Here is an 18,475-nt window from a genome sequence, read left to right as displayed (position 1 = left end):
GCGGAGCGAGGCGGCGGCGTGAGCGTGAACCCGTACCCGCTGGGACTGCGGCTGGCCGGTCGGCGGGTGGTCGTGGTCGGTGGGGGCACGGTCGCCACCCGCCGGGTGCCGGCGCTGCTGGACGCCGGTGCGGACGTCCTGCTGGTCTCCCCGGAACTCACCCCGGCGTTGCGGGCGCACGTGGACGCCGGCCGGCTGCACTGGGAGCCGCGTCGCTTCCTCCCGGCCGACCTGAACGGGGCGTGGCTGGTGCACGTGGCCGTGGACGACCGGGCCGCCGCCGCGGCGGTCAGCGCCGTGGCCGCCGAACGACGGATCTTCTGCGTCCGCGCCGACGACCGGTTCGCCGCCAGCGCCTGGACCCCCGCGGTGACCCGGCACGGTCCGGTCACCGTCGCCGTGCTCGGTGGCGGGGACCCGCACCGCTCGCGGGCGACCCGCGACGCCGTCCGCGCGTTGCTGGACGGCCCGGACAGTCCCCTGCGGACGGAAGCGACGGCGGGGACACGGCGGCGGGCCGGGCAGGTGGCCCTGGTGGGGGCGGGGCCGGGCGACGCCGAGCTGATCACCCTGCGGGGCTGGCGGCTGCTCGCCGAGGCCGACGTGGTGGTCGCCGACCGGCTGGTCCCCGGACTGCTCCTCGACGAGCTGCATCCCGACGTGGAGCTGGTCGACGCCTCGAAGATCCCGTACGGGCCGTCCCGGACCCAGGAGGAGATCAACCGGATCCTGGTGGACCGGGCGTCGGCCGGCGCGTTCGTGGTCCGGCTCAAGGGCGGCGACCCGTACGTCTTCGGCCGGGGCGGCGAGGAGCTGCTGGCCTGCACGGCGGCCGGCATACCGGTGACCGTGGTCCCGGGGGTGACCAGCTCGATCGCGGTTCCGGCGGTGGCCGGCATCCCGGTCACCCACCGGGGGGTGGCCCACGAGTTCACCGTGGTCTCCGGGCACCTCGCCCCGGACCACCCGGAGTCCCGGGTCAACTGGCCGGCACTGGCCGCGCTGCGGGGCACGTTGGTCATCCTGATGGGGCTGAAGAACCTGGCGGCGATCACCGCCACGCTGCTCGCGCACGGGCGGGACCCGGCCACCCCGGCGGCGGTGGTGCAGGAGGGGACGACCACCGACCAGCGGACCCTGCGCGCCACCCTCGCCACGGTGGCGGCGGAGGCGGCCGGGGCGGGCCTGCGGCCCCCGGCCGTGGTGGTCGTCGGCGACGTGGTCACCGCCCTCGACCGCCCCTGACCTGGACGCCCCCGGGCGGGAACACACGACGACGGCGGCGGGGAACCGGAGTTCCCCGCCGCCGTCGTTCGTCAGCGGATCAGACCTTGAGCATGTTGTCCAGCAGCAGGGCGCACCGGATCAGCCCGAGGTGGCTGTACGCCTGCGGGTGGTTGCCCAGCCCGCGTTCGGCGAGCGGATCATACTGCTCGGGGAGCAGGCCGGTCGGCCCCGCCGTGTCGATCATCTGGCTGAACAGCTCCTCCGCGTCGGTGCGCCGACCGGTGCGCAGGTACGCCTCGATCAGCCACGCCGTGCAGATGTGGAAGCCGCCCTCCCGGCCGGGCAGGCCGTCGTCCCAGTGGTACCGGTAGACGACCGGGCCGCTGCGCAGGTCCGCCTCGATCCGCAGGACGGTGGAGAGGAAGCGCGGGTCGTCGCCGGGGAGCAGCCCGGACAGGCCGATCCAGAGCGACGAGGCGTCCATGTCCTCGTCCCCGTACGCGACGCTGTACGCCTCGACGCCGTCGTGCCAGCCGTGCTCCAGCACGTTGGCGCCGATCCGGTCACGCAGCTCCACCCACTCGGGCCGGTCGCCGTCGCCGTGCTGCCGGACCACGTGCAGCGCCCGGTCGACGGTCATCCAGCACATCACCTTCGAGAAGATGTGGTGCCGGGGAGGCAGACGCGCCTCCCAGATGCCGTGGTCGGGCTCGTGCCAGCGGCGGCGGACCGCCTCGACCATGTTCTCCAGCACCCGCCACTCGGTCTCGCGCACCGAGCCCCGGGCGTCCGCCACCGCGGCGATCAGGTCGGCGATCGGGCCGAAGACGTCGAGCTGGAGCTGGTGGTTGGCGAGGTTGCCCACCCGCACCGGCCGGGAACCGGCGTAGCCGGGGAGGGTGTCGATGACCGCCTCGGCGCCCAGTTCGTACCCGTCGACGGTGTAGAGCGGGTGCAGCCGCTCCGGGTGCCCGCCGGTGCGCTCGACGCAGCCGTCCACCCAGCGCAGCAGCCCTTCCGCCTCCTCGAGCGAGCCGAGGTCCACCAGCACCCGGGCGGTCATCGCCGCGTCCCGCAGCCAGCAGTAGCGGTAGTCCCAGTTCCGGACGCCGCCCAGCTCCTCCGGCAGCGAGGTGGTCGCCGCCGCGAGGATCGACCCGGTCGCCTCGTGGCAGAGCCCGCGCAGGGTGAGCGCGCTCCGGGCGACCAGGTCCCGGGCGGTCTGCGGCAGGCGCAGCGAGGCCACCCAGTCCTTCCACGGCTGCTCGGCGGCGGACTGCCGCTCGTGCACCGGCACCCGGTGGTGCTCCAGGCTGTGCGTACCGAAGCGCAGCTCGCAGGTGACCTGCCCACCGGCGGCGGAGAGGTCGACCACCGCCTTGGCGGTCTCGTACCCGCCGTCGTTGGTCACCTGCCACTGCACGCCGGGGGAGTAGAGCGCCACCGGCTCGTTGGAGCCGAGCACCAGCAGCCCGTCGGCGAGCGGCTGGAGCTGCACGGCCACCTGACCGAACTCCGGCCGGGGGGCGAACTCCAGCCGGACCCGGCCGGAGCCGGTGAAGACCCGGATCAGGGTCGAGTCGCCGGAGACGACGGTCGACTCGTTCGGCACGTGGTCGCGGGACGGCCGGTCGAGCCAGTCGGTCACGGTCAGCCCCGACCAGCGGGTCTCCACCGTCATGGTGCCGTTGCGGTACCGCTGCCCCAGCGGGATGCCGCCCCGCTCGGGGGCGACGCTGAAATGCCCGGCCGGGCTGCCGCCCACCAGGTCGGCGAAGATGGCCGCCGAGTCCGGCTTGGGGTGGCACAGCCAGGTGACCTTGGCTTCCGGGGTGAGCAGCGCCACGGTCCGCCCGTTGGCGAGCATGGAGTGCCGCTCGATCGGCACCGCCCGCTCGCCGAACAGCCAGTGCCGCCGGGTCTCCAGCAGCAGCGCCAGCGCCCGGGCGGCCTCGATCGGCTCGGCGACCCGGAAGTGCGCCTTCGTCTCCCCGGTGCCGATCTTGATGCCGACGTCGGGGCCGTGCAGGTTGCCGAAGGCGTTCTCGTCGGTGACGTCGTCCCCGATGAACAGCACCGCGCTCGCGGAGAGCTGGGTACGGAGCTGGTCGACGGCGGTGCCCTTGTGCGTGGCGACCACCGACAGCTCGATGACCTCCTTGCCCTGGGTGACGGTGACCCCGTCCCAGGTGGCCGGACCGCTGCGGACCGCCTCGATGGCGCCGGCCGCGATCTGCGGCGGCACCCCCCGGGTGTGCACCGCGACGCTGGCCGGCTTGCGCTCCAGCCGCACGCCCGGGTGGGCGGCGGCGATCTCGCGCAGCTCGTTGCGCAGCCGGGTACGGACGGCGATCAGCTCGGGGCTGAGCCGCTCGACGAAGCCGATGTCGAACTCGGAGCCGTGGCTGCCCACCAGGTGGACCTCGCTCGGCAGCCGGGACAGGGCGGCCAGGTCGCGTAGCGCGCGTCCGGAGACCACCGCGACGCTGGTCTGCGGTAGCGCGGCGAGCGCCCGGACGGCCGCCACCGACTCGTGCAGCGGGACGGCCTTGGTCGGGTCCTCGACGATCGGGGCGAGCGTGCCGTCGTAGTCGCAGGCGACCAGAAGTTGGGGGACCCGGGCGATCCGACCGATCGCCGCCCGCAGTTCGGGGTCGATGACCCCGTGGGTCTGTGCGGGCTCGGTGACACTCGTGTTCACGCAGCCTCCACGCCGGGTGTGCCGAGTTCGCTGAGGAACGACCTGGCCCAGTGGCCCACGTCGTGGGTCCTGAGGTGTCGTTGCATGATTCGCATGCGGCGGCGGGCCTCCGTCCGCTCCACGTGCACAGCCTTCAGCAGGGCTTCCTTGACCGCTTCCGGGTCGTGCGGGTTACACAGAAACGCCTGGCGCAGCTCCGTCGCCGCACCGGCAAACTCACTGAGCACGAGCGCGCCGCCCTGGTCGGCGCGCGATGCCACGTACTCCTTGGCCACCAAATTCATTCCGTCTCGCAGCGGGGTCACCATCATCACGTCCGCCGCAACATACATGGCGGCGAGCTCACTGCGAGAGTACGACTGGTGGAGGTAGTGGACCGCCGGCACGCCGACCCGTCCGTACTCGCCGTTGATCCGGCCGACTTCGCGCTCGACCTTCACTCTGAGTGCCTGGTAATGCTCGACCCGTTCCCGACTCGGGGTGGCGACCTGCACCATGACGGCGTCCGGGACTGTCAGCTTTCCGTCAGAGAGCAGCTCGCGGAAGGCCTTCAGGCGCAGCTCGATGCCCTTGGTGTAGTCCAGCCGGTCCACGCCCAGGATGATCGTCTTCGGGTTGCCCAGCTCCTCCCGGATCTGCTTGGCGCGGGCCTGGATGGCCGGGTCGGAGGCGAGCCGCTCCATCTCCCGTACGTCGATCGAGATCGGGAACGCGCCGGCCTTCACCTGGCGTCCGTCGACCTGGATCATCTGCCCCTCGTAGCGCAGCCCGAGCAGGTGCCGGGCCAGCCGGACGAAGTTCTGCGCGGCCAGCCGCTGCTGGAAGCCGACCAGGTCCGCCCCGAGCAGGCCGCGCAGCACCTCGGCGCGCAGCGGCATCTGCATGAACAGCTCGATCGGCGGGAAGGGGATGTGCAGGAAGAAACCGATCCGCAGGTCGGGGCGGAGTTCACGGAGCATCGCCGGGACCAGTTGGAGCTGGTAGTCCTGCACCCAGACCGTCGCGCCCTCGGCCGCCACGTCCGCTGCGGCCTCCGCGAACCGGGCGTTGACCAGCCGGTACGCGTCCCGCCAGCGCCGCTTGTACGCCGGGGTCTCCACCGCGTCGTGGTAGAGCGGCCAGATGGTGGCGTTGGACTGCCCCTCGTAGTAGCGCTCCAGCTCGTCGCCGCTCAACGGCACCGGGTGCAGCCGGATGCCCTCCAGCTCGAACGGTTCGGGGGCGGCGCCGGTGCCACCGGCCCACCCGACCCAGGTGCCCTGACGCTCGGCGAGGACCGGGTGCAACGCGGTGACGAGTCCGCCCGGGCTCCGGCGCCACTGCCGTCCCTCCGGAGTGCTCACCTCGTCGACCGGTAGACGGTTCGCCACTACGACAAAGGAGCTACGGACGGTCACGATCGGCCACCTCCGGTAAGCGACGGGTCCACCGCATGAGCGTACTGAGCGTATCTGCGGTGTCTGGGGCCCCGTGCGGCAGTTACTTCCCCGGTCAGCGGGCACCGAACCTGGACGTGATCTGCCCGACGTTCCCCGTGGCGCGGTGGGCGGGGGGCAGGTGGCGGCGTGGCCGCAAGGGGCGGGGTGATGTGGGCGGAGCACGGCGTACCTGTCAGGATTGACGATGGCGTGCGTGCGCCCGGCCGACGGCCGGCGGCACGCGGGCGGTCCGGTCCGCCCTTCGCTCGCCGGCTCCCAATCGCAACGTACGGAGGTAGCCCGCACCGTGGCCCAGTACATCTACGTCCTGGAAAAGGCGCGCAAGGCGCACGGCGACAAGGTCGTGCTCGACAACGTGACGCTGAGCTTCCTGCCCGGTGCCAAGATCGGTGTGGTCGGCCCGAACGGCGCGGGTAAGTCCAGCCTGCTCAAGATCATGGCGGGGCTGGACCGGCCGAGCAACGGCGAGGCCCGGCTGATGCCCGGCTTCTCCGTCGGCCTGCTCGCCCAGGAGCCGCCGCTCAACGAGGCCAAGACCGTGCTCGGCAACGTCGAGGAGGCGGTCGCCGAGACCAAGGCCAAGCTGGAGCGGTTCAACAAGATCGCCGAGCAGATGGCGACCGACTACTCCGACGAGCTGATGGAGGAGATGGGCAAGCTCCAGGAGGAGCTGGACCACGCCGACGCGTGGGACATCGACTCCAAGCTCGAACTGGCGATGGACGCGCTGCGCTGCCCGCCGCCGGACGCCGACGTCACCCAGCTCTCCGGTGGCGAGCGCCGCCGGGTGGCGCTGTGCAAGCTGCTGCTGGAGGCGCCCGACCTGCTCCTGCTCGACGAGCCCACCAACCACCTGGACGCGGAGAGCGTGCAGTGGCTGGAGCAGCACCTGGCCAAGTACGCCGGCACCGTCCTGGCGATCACCCACGACCGGTACTTCCTGGACAACGTGGCCGGCTGGATCCTCGAGCTGGACCGGGGCCGGGCCGTCGGGTACGAGGGCAACTACTCCACGTACCTGGAGAAGAAGGCCGCCCGGCTCTCCGTCGAGGGTCGCCGGGACGCCAAGATGAAGAAGCGCCTCTCCGAGGAGCTGGAGTGGGTCCGCTCCAACGCCAAGGCCCGGCAGACCAAGTCCAAGGCCCGGCTCGACCGGTACGACGAGATGGCCGCCGAGGCGGAGAAGACCCGGAAGCTGGACTTCGAGGAGATCCAGATCCCGCCGGGCCCGCGCCTGGGCAACACGGTCATCGAGGCGAACGGCCTGACCAAGGGCTTCGGCGACCGGGTGCTGATCGACAACCTCTCCTTCTCGCTGCCGCGCAACGGCATCGTCGGCATCATCGGCCCGAACGGCGTCGGCAAGACCACCCTGTTCAAGACCATCGTCGGGCTGGAGCAGCCGACCGGCGGTCAGGTCCGGGTCGGTGAGACCGTCTCCCTCTCCTACGTCGACCAGAACCGACAGGGTCTGGCCGGCGACAAGACCGTCTGGGAGGTCGTCTCCGACGGGCTGGACCACCTCATGGTGGGCAGGGTCGAGATGCCGTCCCGGGCGTACATCGCGGCGTTCGGATTCAAGGGACCGGACCAGCAGAAGCCGACCAAGGTGCTCTCCGGTGGCGAGCGCAACCGGCTCAACCTGGCGCTGACCCTGAAGATCGGCGGGAACGTGATCCTGCTCGACGAGCCGACCAACGACCTGGACGTGGAGACCCTCTCCAGCCTGGAGAACGCGCTGCTGGAGTTCCCCGGGTGCGCCGTGGTCATCTCCCACGACCGGATGTTCCTGGACCGGGTCGCCACGCACATCCTGGCCTGGGAGGGCGACGAGGAGAACCCGGCGAAGTGGTTCTGGTTCGAGGGCAACTTCGAGTCGTACGAGAAGAACAAGATCGAACGGCTCGGCGCCGAGGCGGCCCGCCCGCACCGGATCACCTACCGCAAGCTCACCCGCGACTGAGCATGAGCGACCGGTTCGTCTACCACTGCACGCTGCGCTGGTCCGACCTGGACGCGTACGGCCACGTCAACAACGCGCGCTTCCTCACCCTCTACGAGGAGGCGCGGGTGGCGTTGATGTTCGCCGGTGGCCGGGCGTGGGGGGTCGGCTCGTTCGCCGAGGGCGTGGTCATCGCCCGGCACGAGATCGACTACGTCCGCCCGGTCGACTACGCCCTCGGCCGGGCCAGCGCGGAGGCGGCCCCGACCGTCCGGATCGAGCTCTGGGTGGAGGAGATCCGGCGGGCCGCCTTCACCATCGCGTACGAGCTGTTCGACGGTGACGTGCTGGCCAGCCGGGCCCGGTCGGTGCTGGTCCCGTACGACCTCGCGGAGAAGCGGCTGCGCCGTCTCACCGACGCCGAACGGACCTTCCTGGAGAACTACGCGCTGCCGCCGGTGCGGGAGCCGGCGTGACCGGCGCTCCGGTGGCCGGTCGGCCCGTGTCCGCCGCACCGTACGGGCACGGGCTGGCCGGCGTCGCCGACGCGGGCGCGTTCCTGGCCCGGCTGGTGCGGTTCGACCCGGCGGCGGTGGTCCGGCTCCGTCCGGTCGGGCCGTCCGGCCCGACGGCGCTCTGGGCCCGGCTGCCCTGGGGGGTGCTGGTCTGCCGGACGGTCGCCGGTCCGGGACCGGGCGACGCGACGGTGGCCGCCGCCGACCTCCTGACCGAGCTGGGCCGGGACGGCCGGGCCCTGCCCGGGCGGCGGGACGCGCAGTGGCGCTGGCCGCTGCCGCCGGCCGCCGGCCGGGTGGTGGAGACGATCCCCGCCGGTGAACTGCGCCGGGTGGCCGAGGCGGCGGCCGGCACCCTGCGCGCCGCCGCGACGCACGGGGTGGCGGGACGGGCGGTCGGGCAGCGCGCGGTCCGCGACGCCCTGCTGGACCACGTCGCCGTGGTGGTCACCGGGGAGGCGGGGGAGCGGGTCGAGGTGACCCAGCGGCTGGTTCAGGGGGTGGTCCGGATGGGCTTCCTCGGGCCGGCCGGTGCCGCCGTTCCGCGGGATGTGCAGGTGCGCCTGGCCAACCGGTGGACCGGCCTGGTAGCGCCGTACGGAGTGGTCTGGTCGCAGAAGGTGGCAGACCTTGCCATAAAGCCCCAGGGTGATCACCCGAACGGATGACCCCTATTCCTTCTTCTGTCCCGGGGCTGGCGTTGGGGGGATGCTTCACGCCGGCTGTCCGGGTACCGTCCATCCTCGGATCCAACGCACGGTAGGCGTCCGGATCCGCTGGGGAGTGAGGTGCGCGAGTGATGCCGTGGTGGTCATGGCGCCCCGGCCACGCCAGTGGTGGCGAGCCGGACAATCGGAGTGGGATCACAGTGGAGGGCAACGTCCGGGTCGGACCACCGGCACCACGCGAGCCGGGAGACGACTGTCTCTCCGCCGCGGCCGCTGACCGGACGGTGCGTACGGAGATGTCGGCCGCCGTCGCCCCGGTGAACCTCGGCCGGGTCTGCGACGCGCTCGACCTGTTGGACGTCCGCTACCTTGCGGACGGCGACGGCAACCTGTTGGCCATGTGGGAACGGCACGCGGTGCTGGTCACGCTGGAGGGGCCGGAGGACGAGATCCTCGTCATGCGGGCCCGTCCACACGCGACCGTTCCGCCGGACTGGGCCGACCGGGCGTACCGGGTGGTCAACGAGTGGAACCACACGCGTCGGTTCTGCAAGGCGTACATCGGTGACCCGACCGAGCGCGGGCAACTGCCGATCTACGCCGAACTCCAGGTGCCGCTCGGCGCGGGGACTCACGACGCGCTCCTGGTCGAGCTGCTCGACTGTGGCGCGGCGGTCGCGACGAACTTCGTCGACTGGCTGCACGACGAGGGTGCCCTGCTCTGAGGAGATGACGTCGCGGCGATGCCGGTCGGTACCCCCGGCCGGCCGCCGTCACCTCCGCCGGTCGGGGTGCGCCGTGACGCCCGCGGGCCGGGCGGTCCCCGCCCGGTGGGCTCGGATCAGCGTACGGCCGGGTCGTCCATCATGTTGACCATGAAGTACGCCGCCCGCTCCAGGTAGTCCCAGAGCGTCGTGGCCACGTCCGGCGGCAGGTCCAGGGAGTCGACCGCCTGTCGCATGTGCCGCAACCAGGCGTCCCGCTCGGCGGGGCCGATCCGGAACGGCGCGTGCCGCATCCGCAGCCGGGGGTGCCCGCGCTGGGCGGAGTAGGTGTTCGGCCCGCCCCAGTACTGCATCAGGAACAGCGTCAGCCGGTCGGCGGCCGGGCCGAGGTCCTCCTCGGGGTACATCGGGCGCAGCAGCGGGTCGGCGGCGACACCGGCGTAGAACTCGTCGACCAGCCGGCGGAATGTCGGCTCACCCCCGACCGCCTCGAAGAAGGTCGTCGTCGGCTGGGTCCGGTCGGAGTCACCTGCGGCAGTCACCGTTCCATCCTGCCAGGTGCCTCGGGACACGGCGGGTACGCCCGCCCGCGCTGCGGTGCGGGCTCGGTCACAGCGTGGCGGTGCCGCCCGCCGCCGCGCGCCGCCCCGGCATCGGGCCCTCGTCACGTGTCCCCTCGGCGACCGGCGCGGCAGCGCGCCCGGTCGTCTCGGCGGGGGTGCCACCGCCTGCCGGTGCGGCGGAGCCGGGGCGCGGACCTGGCGCCTTGGCTGCGGCGATGGCGGCGTCGAAGGCGGCGGTGCTCGGCCAGCGGGCCACCACCACCAGCATCAGGAGCACGCCGGCCGCGCTCCAGAGGCCGACCACGCGGGGAATGGAGAACCGCTCGGCGAGCAGGCCGGTGACGATCACGGCGGAGCCCTGGATCACCTGCATGCCGGTCGCCATCACGCCGAACGCCCGGGCGCGGTAGCCGTCGGGCAGGGCCCGGACGAAGAGCCCGTTGGCGACCGGCAGCAGCCCGGCCACCGAGAAGCCGCAGACCGCGACGAGCAGCGCCACCACGCCCGGCGGTGGGTCGAGTAGAGCCGGCACCAGGACCAGGGGCGCCAGCACGGCGAACGGCCGGATAAGGGCCACCCGGCGGGCGGGCCGGACGGCGCGTCCGATGATCAGACCACCGAGGATGAAGCCGACCGGCGCGGCGGCCATGATCACCGCCTGGGTGGCGGCGGCGTCCACGCCTCCGCCCGACCGCTCACCCGCCCAGGCGCCGGCCAGCCCCTCGGGGACGATGGAGAAGAGCATCGAGCTGAACACCAGCACGGCGATCGACCGCAGCACCGGGGTGCCGAAGACGATCCGGAACCCGTCCCCGGTCTCGCGCAGCAGGGACGCGCGGGGATCGCCGGTGGCGACCCGGGGATGGTCGCGGACACCGAGCCGCACGATCAACGCGGACGCGCCGAAGCTGGCCGCGTTGACCAGCAGCGCGACCGTGGGGCTGGCGGTGGCGATGGCGGCGCCGACGAGGTAGCCGGTCACCTGGGCCGCCTGCCCGACGCTGCTGTTGACCGAGAGACCGACCACCAGCTTGTCGCCGGTGAGGATCACCGGCATGAGCGCCGAGCGCGCGGCCTGGCTCGGTGGGTTGGCCAGGGTGGTGGCGAAGAGGAGACCGAGGATCGCCCAGACCGGCAGGTGCGGCACGGCGACCAACGCGACCAGCGCCATCCGGAACAGGTCGGAGTTGACCATCACGGACCGGTACCGGCACCGGTCGGCCACCGTGGACAGCAGCGGGCCGCCGACGAGCCACGGCAGGTAACTCACCGCGAACGCCGCCGCCGACAGGGCCACCGACTCGGTCTCCCGGTAGACCAGGACGGTCACCGCGGCCTTCGCGATGTAGTCGCCGATCCAGGAGAGGGTGGTGGCCGTCAGGACCGCCCGGTACTCGCGCTGGGCGAACACTTCACCGAAGGTGGCCGGACCTTCGTGGAGGGGTCGCTCGTCGGACACCGTGGCCTCCATCGTCCCCGACGGCGCCACTCGTGGTGGTCGGGCCGGGAATCGTCGTCAGATCTACGGAGCAGCGAGGACGTGATCACGCTCCGGAGGAGCTCGTTCCCGGATTCTGCCCGATCGTCTGAAGGCTGGCTAGGGTGAACGGATTGATCGTCGCATCTCCGACTGAACGAACGGACGATACCCGAGGGGCCGGGCGGATCGCGACCCCTCGGTGGTCGGCCACCTCGACTATGGCTGGTCGACCGGGGCGAGGCGCAGGTCAGACCGGGGCGGTCGGCGCGGCGGTGGGGATGCCGGGGTAGAAGCGGGCTGCGGCGATCTTGGCGGTGATGCCCGAGTTCTCCAGGGCCTCGGCCAGCCGACGGCGCAACTCCCGACCGACCGCGAACTGTCCGTCCGCGCTCGTCTTGACCACCGTACGGATCACCGCGCCGTCGATGGTCACCTGCTCCACGCCGAGCACCTCCGGTGGCTCCACGATCTGCGGGGCCAGATCCGGGTCGAGCGCCACCGACGCCGCGGCGGTCCGCAGCACGGCGGTGGCCTCCTCCGTGCTGGCGAAGCCGATCGGCAGGTCGACCACGACCAGTGCCCACCCCTGGCTCTTGTTGCCGACCCGGACGATCTCGCCGTTGCGGATGTACCAGAGCACCCCCCGGGCGTCGCGGACCGTGGTGACCCGCAGGCCCACCGACTCGACCACCCCGGTCGCCTCGCCCACGTCCACCGTGTCGCCCACGCCGTACTGGTCCTCCAGCAGCATGAACAGCCCGGCGATCAGATCCTTGACCAGGCTCTGCGCGCCGAAGCCCAGCGCCACGCCCGCGATGCCGGCGCTGGCCAGCAGGGGCGCGAGGTCGAAGCTGAACTCCTTGAGGATCATCAGCAGGGCGATGCCGAACACGAAGGCGGTGACCATGCTGCTCAGCACCGACCCGATCGCCTCGGCCCGCTGCCGACGCCGCTCGGGTACGAACTCCCCGGGCTCGGTGGCGGCGGTGGGGATCCGCTCCCGCAAGGGCTTGAGCAGGGTCGGCACCGCCGCGTCCGTGGTGCTCCGGACCAGCCGCCTGATCGCCCGGTGCAGCAGGAACCGGGCGGCGACGGCCAGCAGGAGGATCATCACGATCCGCAGCGGCTTGAGCAGGATCCAGTAGCTGCCCTCGGCGAACCAGGTGGAGCCGGTCAGGTCGTAGACGTTCTTGCAGAGCGCGTCGGAGAGGCAGTCGGGGCTGAGCTCCAGCGTCGGGGTCTCCGTGGCCGGTGGCGTCGGCGGGGCAGCAGTCACGTCTGTCTTCGTACCGCACGCTTCGCCGGGGGCGCAGGCCACCCCGCCTGCCGGCGGCTCCGACCGGGTTTCGGGGGGCGCACCGTTGATCAACCGGTGCGAAACCGGTCATCCTTGCACAGTCGAAAAAAGCTTCACCAGGGACCCCGGATTAGTGCGTGCAATCCGGGTTCCGATCAGGGACGATTGGCGCACGGAACGTCGGTGATCCCTCCGGCGTCGACCGTGGCTGGCCTCGTGTCCTCCGCGGTCGGCCGCGAGGACGCGACGCGGCTGGACCGGGAGGGTGAGCACGATGCCTGACATACGACCCGCAATGGGCTCCGGCGCGTTGGTCCTCAACGCCACCTACGAGCCGTTGTGTGTCGTGTCGGTGCGTCGGGCCGCGATCCTGGTGCTCACGGCCAAGGCCGTCTGCGTGGCCGACGGGGACGGCGTCCTGCACAGCGCCTTCGACGCGTTGCCGGTTCCCTCGGTGGTCCGGCTGACCCGCTTCGTCCGGGTGCCGTACCGCACCCACGTCGGGCTCTCCCGGCGGGCGATCTTCGCCCGGGACGGGTGGCGGTGCGCGTACTGCCGGGGCCCCGCCGAGACCATCGACCACGTCTTCCCGCGCAGCCGGGGCGGCCGGCACGCCTGGGAGAACGTGGTCGCCGCCTGTGCCCGCTGCAACCACACCAAGGGGGACAAGACCCCGGCGGAGATGGGATGGCGGCTGCACGCCATGCCGACGACCCCCAAGGGCACGGCGTGGCGGGTGCTCGGCCACCGGGCGCCCGACCCCCGCTGGGCGGACTGGCTCGACCTGCGGGAGAACGAGCTGACGACGACGCCGGTCGCCGAGGCGGCCTGACCGGCTCCGGCGTCCGGCGCGGCCCGAGGGTGGTCAGGGCTGACGCGCCCGGACCAGGGAGGCGAAGACGACGACGTTGTCGGCGTACCCGGTCGCCCCGCCCACCCAGCGGCCGCCACAGGTGATCAGCCGCAGGCTCGGGCGGCTGAAGTCGCCGAAGACCTCGTCCACCGGCAGCCGTTCCTTGTCGAACCGCTCGACCGCGTCCACCTCGAAGACCGCCACCGACCGGTCCGCCCGGTCGACTTCGATCCGGTCGCCGGACCGCAGCCGCTTCAGGTCGTGGAAGACCGCCGGACCGGTCGAGGTGTCCACGTGGCCGACGACCACCGCCGGGCCGTACTGCCCCGGAGTCGGGCCCTGGTCGTACCAGGCGGCCTCGTGGGCACGCTTCTCGTCCGGTACGCCGATCGTGCCGTCGGCGGCGAGCCCGACGTGGTGGACGGGCGCGTTCAGGTCCAGCGCCCGGATTTCGATCTCCACCGGCGGGCTGGCCGGCAGCACCGGGAACTTCCGGGGCGGCGGGCGCAGGCCGGCGCCGAGCCGGTCCGGCAGCAGGCTGGTTCCGGTGACCTGCTCGACCCCGAGCATCGCCACGATCAGCACCATCAGCGTGGCGACCACCAGCACCGGCGCTCCCGGACCCGAGCCCACCGCCCGACGACCCACCCGGCCCCGGACGCCCGTCCGTCGCGGATCGACGGGGTGCCCGGGTGCTCGCGGATCGACCGGGTGCCCCGGTGGCCGCCGGGCGGCCGGGTCGACGACCAGAACCCCCGCCCGGCTCGCCTCGGCCGCCACCCCCCGGAACCGGCGCAGCCCGCGCCCGAGGCCACGGCCGAGCACGAGGCCGGCGCGGCCGAGGGCGACGGCACCGTGCCACAGCAGGACGCCGTCGAGTCGCAGCCCGCGCCCGACGAGGACGAGCGTCCACCACAGCGCGCGGACCAGCCCGGCCGCGCCGCGCCCGAGCGGGGCGGACAGCCACCCCGGGAGCATCCGGCGCCGTGCGGCGGGTGCGCGGTGTGCGACGGGACGGGCGGGATCCCGCCGCCGGGTCGTCCGGCGGTCCCGGCGCGGGTCGCGCTGGCGTGAGCCGGCCATGGCGTACCCCGGTCAGGGACTCCCGGGCCGGCGGCGGCTGCCGAACAGCCCCAGCCCGGCCACGACGGCGGCGGTCACCAGGCCGCCCACCAGCAGCAGCGAGCCCGCTCCCCGGCCACCGGCGGTCCCCCCGCCACCGGTTGCCGGCCCCTTGCTGGGCTGGGTCATGTTCAGCACGGTCAACACGGTGCTCGCCCGGTTGCCGTTCGGGCAGCGCAGCTCCACCGGGTAGTCGCCCGGAGCGGTGCTGGCCGGGACGGTCACCGCGCCGGTGAGGAAGCCCGAGTCGGCGCGGTTGCCGTTGTGGTCGGGGCCGGTGCCGCTCCGTTCGTCGCCGCCCGACCGGTCGTCGTGCGGGCGGAGCACCACCCGACCGAAGGCGTCCGACGTGACCTCCGCCTGCCGGTCGTTGTTGCGGTCGCAGCCGGCCCGGATGTCCACCCGGCTGCCGGCCTGGATCGTGCTCGGCCGCACCTCGACGAAGACGTTCTCCCCCGCGAGGGCGGGGGTCGCAGCGGCCAGGACGACGATCCCGACCAGTGTGATCATGACCAGCGCCGTCGACACGGCGCGGCCGGGTCCGTGACCCCGCATGATCCTCCCCTTCCCGGCACCGGCGGTGCGCTGGGCGACCCGCCCTGCATTCCCGCTGCCCCGGAGGCAAACCCGGGCCCGGTGTCACCGGGACGCCCCCGCCGGCCACGCGGCGCCGCTGCTCCTGCCCGCCGGCCGTTGCTCGGCGCCGCTGCTCCTGCCCGCCGGCCGCCGCTCGGTGTCGCGCGACCCGCTCGGCGCGGATCAGCGGCGGCGGCCGGGCGGTTCCGGGCGGTCGGCCGGCTCCGACCCGAGCGGGGTGACCGGCTGCCAGCCCAGCGGGGTGGAGAGGACCATCGTGCTGGACGGCTGGCCGTACGGGGCGAGGCGATCGATCACCGCCTCGAACTCGTCGATCGAGCCGGCAGCGACCTTGAGCATGCTGCACGCGTCCCCGGTGATCCGGTGGATCTCCAGGATCTCCGGCCAGTCGGCCACCGCCGGGTCGTGCAGGATGCACCGGGGGCCGTAGCAGGACATCCTGATCAGAGCGAGGACGCTCCGACCGGCCCGGGCGAGGTCCACGTGGGCGTGGTAGCCGGTGATCACCCCGGACTCCTCCAGCCGGCGTACCCGTTCGGCGACCGCCGGTGGGGAGAGGTGGACCCGGCGGGACAGCTCACTGAACGACAGGCGCGCGTCGGCCTGCAACTCCCGCAACAGCGCCCAATCCATGTCGTCCACGCTCAACCTTCCTTTCCTGAAGCCAGGTAACCATTTCACCTTCGCCCCGACAGGTGGCGAGGGGCAAGGACCATCGTTCCGGCATTCCATCCGGCGTTGCGACCGCGAGATCATGAGGTCATCGGCTCACGGAGGGAGACACAGGTGGAGAAGACGGACCTGCGGGCGCCCACCCTGACCGCGACGGTTCGCCCGGTGACGCCGCGGCAGCGCGCGGTACGGGCGGCCCGCAACGGGGGCAGCCCGACGCTGGAGTTCACGGAGCGGGTGCCGTACGACGCGTACGTGCACGCCAGCACGCTGCACACGCTGCAACAGCCGCTCAGCGGCGACCCGGGTGAGATGTCCTTCCTGATGGTCAGCCAGATCATGGAGCTGTACTTCGGGTTGACCTGTCACGAGCTGCGGGAGGCCCAGCGGCTGCTCCGCGCCGACCGGATCTTCGACGCGCTGGCCCCGTTGCGTCGTACCGCCCTGCACCTGGAGGGCCTCAACGCGGCCTGGCAGAGCCTGCGCTGGATGACGCCGGCCGACTTCAACCGGTTCCGCGACCTGCTCGGCGAGGGCTCCGGGTTCCAGTCGGCGAAGTACCGGGAGCTGGAGTTCCTGCTCGGGCTCCGCGACCCGGCGCTGATCCGTCCGTTCCGGCGGCAGACCGAGGTGTACGCGCAGCTGCGCGCCGTCCTCGACGCGCCGAGCGTGTGGGACGACGTGATCGCCCTGCTCGCCCGACACGGCTTCGACCTTCCGACCGACCTGCTCGACCGGGACGTGGCCGTCGAACACGAGTCGCACCCGCTGGTCGAGTCGGCCTGGGTGAACGTCTACGGCGACGCCGGCCCCGACAACCATCTCCGGATGCTCGGGGAGGCGCTCACCACGGTCGCCGAGGAGTTCGGCGACTGGCGGTACCAGCACCTCAAGGCGGTGCAGCGGGCGATGGGCGCCAAGGTGGGCAGCGGCGGCTCGGCCGGGCTGTCCTGGCTGCGCCGCAGCATGGAGCGGGTGGTCTTCCCGGAACTCTGGTCGGCCCGCACCGCCATGTGAGCGCCCCCGCCCTGCTGCTGTGGTGGATGCAGGGGCCCCCTGTTACTCATTTCTGATGAGCAGGGGGCCCCTGCATCCACCTACCCCGCATCAAACCCGGGCGTCCGACCACCGGCCAGGCGGCGGGCGCGTGCCGCGGTCGACGTGGGCCGGCGGGCGGGGGAGGATGGCGGCATGGCCGAGCCACACGACCTGGACGCGCTGGAGCAGGCCGCCGCCGTCGCCCGGGGTGAGCTCTCCAGCGTCGAGCTGGTCGCGCACCACCTCGCCCGGGTGGACGCGCTGGGCGACACCGTCGGGGCGTTCGTCACCGTCACCCCCGAACAGGCCCGCCGGGCGGCCCGTGCCGCCGACGCGGTGCCGGCCGCCGAGCGGGGGCCGTTGCACGGAGTGCCGACGGCGGTGAAGGACCTGACCCTCACCGCCGGGGTGCGAACCACGTTCGGCTCGGCCGCCTTCGCCGACTACGTCCCGACCGTCGACGCCGACGTGGTGCGACACCTGCGGGACGCGGGGCTGGTCAGCCTCGGCAAGACCACCACCTCGGAACTGGGCTGCTCGCTCTACTCCGAGGGGCTGGTCGCGCCGCCGGCCCGCAATCCGTGGGACCTGGCGTACACGGCGGGCGGGTCGAGCGGCGGGGCGGCGGCGGCCGTCGCGGCCGGCCTGGTGCCGGTCGCCCAGGGCTCCGACGGGGGCGGCTCGGTGCGCATCCCGGCCGCCCTGTGCGGGCTGGTCGGTCTCAAGCCGAGCCGGGGGCTGGTCTCCGGTGGCCCGCTCGGCTTCGGCGCGTTCGGCCTGCCCACCAACGGCCCGATCGGCCGGACCGTGGCCGACGTCGCCGCGCTGCTGGACGTCCTGGCCGTCCCGGTGCCGGGGGAGCCCTACCTGCCACCCCCGCCGCCGCCCGGCGGTCACCTGGCGGCGGCGCGTCGGGCCACGCCCGGCCGGCTGCGGGTGGGACGCTTCACCCGCCCGATGCTCGTCGACGAGCCGGTCCACCCGGACTGTGTGGCCGCCGTCGACCGGGCCGCCGCGCTGCTCGCCGGGGCCGGGCACGAGGTGGTCGAGGTGGAGCCGCCGCTCGGTCCGGAGTCGTGGCCACTGTTCGAGACCGTGTGGTACGTCCTGGCGCTCGCCCCGGTGGCGCCGGAGCGGGAGTCCGACCTGCTGCCGCTGACCCGGTTCCTCCGCGAGCGGGGCGCGCGGGTGAGCGCCGCCGCGCTGACCGGCACCCTCGCCGAACTCCAGGCCCTGGTCCGCCTCGGTGCCCACCGGACCGCCGGGGTCGACCTGCTGCTCTGCCCGACCCTGGCCACCCCGCAGGCCCCGGTCGGCTGGTTCCACTCCGGCGTCGACCCGGCGGAGGACTTCGACCGGCAGCGGCGGTTCTCGCCGTACTGCGCGGTTTTCAACCTCACCGGCCAGCCGTCCGTCTCGCTGCCGGTCGGCCGGACCGGCGAGGGGCTCCCGGTGGGCGTCCTACTCACCGGTCGGTACGGCGACGACGCCCGGCTGTTGGCCGCTGCCGCCGAGGTCGAACAGGCCGACGGCGGGTGGGATCATCGCCACCCCGCGATATGGCGGGCGGCCGGCTCCGCTAACGTGAACAGCAGCGGGGTCGGAGGGGCGACACCATGACGCCCGATCCGGCCCG

The 18,475-nt window shown here is 73.1% G+C and carries 16 protein-coding genes; 8 read left to right on the top strand and 8 right to left on the bottom strand.

The window, feature by feature from the left end; genetic code table 11:
* The first annotated feature begins 18 nt into the window (after positions 1–18).
* On the top strand, positions 19–1,245 hold the full coding sequence (gene cobA / locus IGA62_RS06175) for a uroporphyrinogen-III C-methyltransferase (RefSeq protein ID WP_190289260.1): 1,227 nt from the start codon (positions 19–21) through the stop codon (positions 1,243–1,245).
* 79 nt (positions 1,246–1,324) lie between these two features.
* Here the strand turns inward: cobA and otsB are convergent, their stop codons facing one another.
* Positions 1,325–3,928, bottom strand: a complete 2,604-nt coding sequence (otsB, locus tag IGA62_RS06170; protein WP_145815864.1) for a trehalose-phosphatase — start codon at positions 3,926–3,928, stop codon at positions 1,325–1,327.
* Positions 3,925–5,325: an alpha,alpha-trehalose-phosphate synthase (UDP-forming) gene (locus tag IGA62_RS06165; RefSeq protein ID WP_145815865.1), complete on the bottom strand. Its 1,401-nt coding sequence runs from the start codon at positions 5,323–5,325 to the stop codon at positions 3,925–3,927. The genes otsB and IGA62_RS06165 overlap by 4 nt, the downstream gene beginning before the upstream one ends.
* Positions 5,326–5,653: 328 nt before the next feature.
* Here IGA62_RS06165 and ettA point away from each other — a divergent pair, with 328 nt between their 5' ends.
* From ettA to IGA62_RS06145, 4 genes are all read left to right on the top strand, one after another.
* A complete protein-coding gene (gene ettA / locus IGA62_RS06160; RefSeq protein ID WP_145815866.1) occupies positions 5,654–7,330 on the top strand; it encodes an energy-dependent translational throttle protein EttA in 1,677 nt (558 codons plus the stop codon).
* Between the two features lie 2 nt (positions 7,331–7,332).
* Positions 7,333–7,785 carry an acyl-CoA thioesterase gene (locus tag IGA62_RS06155; protein WP_145815867.1) on the top strand — a complete coding sequence of 151 codons (453 nt, stop codon included), beginning with the start codon at positions 7,333–7,335 and terminating at the stop codon, positions 7,783–7,785.
* Positions 7,782–8,492, top strand: coding sequence for a hypothetical protein (locus IGA62_RS06150; RefSeq protein WP_186499733.1), 711 nt, complete (start codon positions 7,782–7,784; stop codon positions 8,490–8,492). The genes IGA62_RS06155 and IGA62_RS06150 overlap by 4 nt, the downstream gene beginning before the upstream one ends.
* Positions 8,493–8,623: 131 nt before the next feature.
* Positions 8,624–9,217, top strand: a complete 594-nt coding sequence (locus IGA62_RS06145) for a type III secretion system chaperone family protein (RefSeq protein WP_091459345.1) — start codon at positions 8,624–8,626, stop codon at positions 9,215–9,217.
* Between the two features lie 116 nt (positions 9,218–9,333).
* On the opposite strand, the gene IGA62_RS06140 is transcribed toward IGA62_RS06145, so the two are convergent.
* The 3 genes from IGA62_RS06140 to IGA62_RS06130 all read right to left on the bottom strand — a co-directional run bounded on the left by IGA62_RS06140 (position 9,334) and on the right by IGA62_RS06130 (position 12,536).
* On the bottom strand, positions 9,334–9,759 hold the full coding sequence (locus IGA62_RS06140) for a globin (protein WP_145815868.1): 426 nt from the start codon (positions 9,757–9,759) through the stop codon (positions 9,334–9,336).
* A 67-nt stretch (positions 9,760–9,826) separates the two neighbouring features.
* A complete protein-coding gene (locus tag IGA62_RS06135; protein WP_377464998.1) occupies positions 9,827–11,191 on the bottom strand; it encodes an MFS transporter in 1,365 nt (454 codons plus the stop codon).
* Between the two features lie 316 nt (positions 11,192–11,507).
* A complete protein-coding gene (locus IGA62_RS06130; protein ID WP_145815869.1) occupies positions 11,508–12,536 on the bottom strand; it encodes a mechanosensitive ion channel family protein in 1,029 nt (342 codons plus the stop codon).
* Between the two features lie 295 nt (positions 12,537–12,831).
* Here IGA62_RS06130 and IGA62_RS06125 point away from each other — a divergent pair, with 295 nt between their 5' ends.
* Entirely contained in the window at positions 12,832–13,389 is a 558-nt protein-coding gene (locus tag IGA62_RS06125) for an HNH endonuclease (protein ID WP_145815870.1), read from the top strand.
* A 33-nt stretch (positions 13,390–13,422) separates the two neighbouring features.
* Here IGA62_RS06125 and IGA62_RS06120 read toward each other — a convergent pair whose 3' ends face one another.
* The 3 genes from IGA62_RS06120 to IGA62_RS06110 all read right to left on the bottom strand — a co-directional run bounded on the left by IGA62_RS06120 (position 13,423) and on the right by IGA62_RS06110 (position 15,771).
* Positions 13,423–14,388, bottom strand: coding sequence for a class F sortase (locus IGA62_RS06120; RefSeq protein WP_145815871.1), 966 nt, complete (start codon positions 14,386–14,388; stop codon positions 13,423–13,425).
* A gap of 117 nt (positions 14,389–14,505) precedes the next feature.
* Positions 14,506–15,042 (bottom strand): hypothetical protein, encoded by a 537-nt coding sequence (locus IGA62_RS06115; RefSeq protein WP_145821763.1) that lies wholly within the window; start codon positions 15,040–15,042, stop codon positions 14,506–14,508.
* Between the two features lie 249 nt (positions 15,043–15,291).
* A complete protein-coding gene (locus IGA62_RS06110; RefSeq protein WP_145815872.1) occupies positions 15,292–15,771 on the bottom strand; it encodes an Lrp/AsnC family transcriptional regulator in 480 nt (159 codons plus the stop codon).
* 144 nt (positions 15,772–15,915) lie between these two features.
* Here IGA62_RS06110 and IGA62_RS06105 point away from each other — a divergent pair, with 144 nt between their 5' ends.
* Positions 15,916–16,818: a tryptophan 2,3-dioxygenase gene (locus tag IGA62_RS06105; RefSeq protein WP_145815873.1), complete on the top strand. Its 903-nt coding sequence runs from the start codon at positions 15,916–15,918 to the stop codon at positions 16,816–16,818.
* A gap of 174 nt (positions 16,819–16,992) precedes the next feature.
* Entirely contained in the window at positions 16,993–18,459 is a 1,467-nt protein-coding gene (locus IGA62_RS06100) for an amidase (RefSeq protein ID WP_145815874.1), read from the top strand.
* Positions 18,460–18,475: the final 16 nt, after the last annotated feature.

The sequence above is a fragment of the Micromonospora sagamiensis genome (genome assembly GCF_014680085.1).
In the GTDB taxonomy this organism is placed as follows: domain Bacteria; phylum Actinomycetota; class Actinomycetes; order Mycobacteriales; family Micromonosporaceae; genus Micromonospora; species Micromonospora inyonensis.
This window is presented reverse-complemented; position numbering and strand designations above follow the sequence as displayed.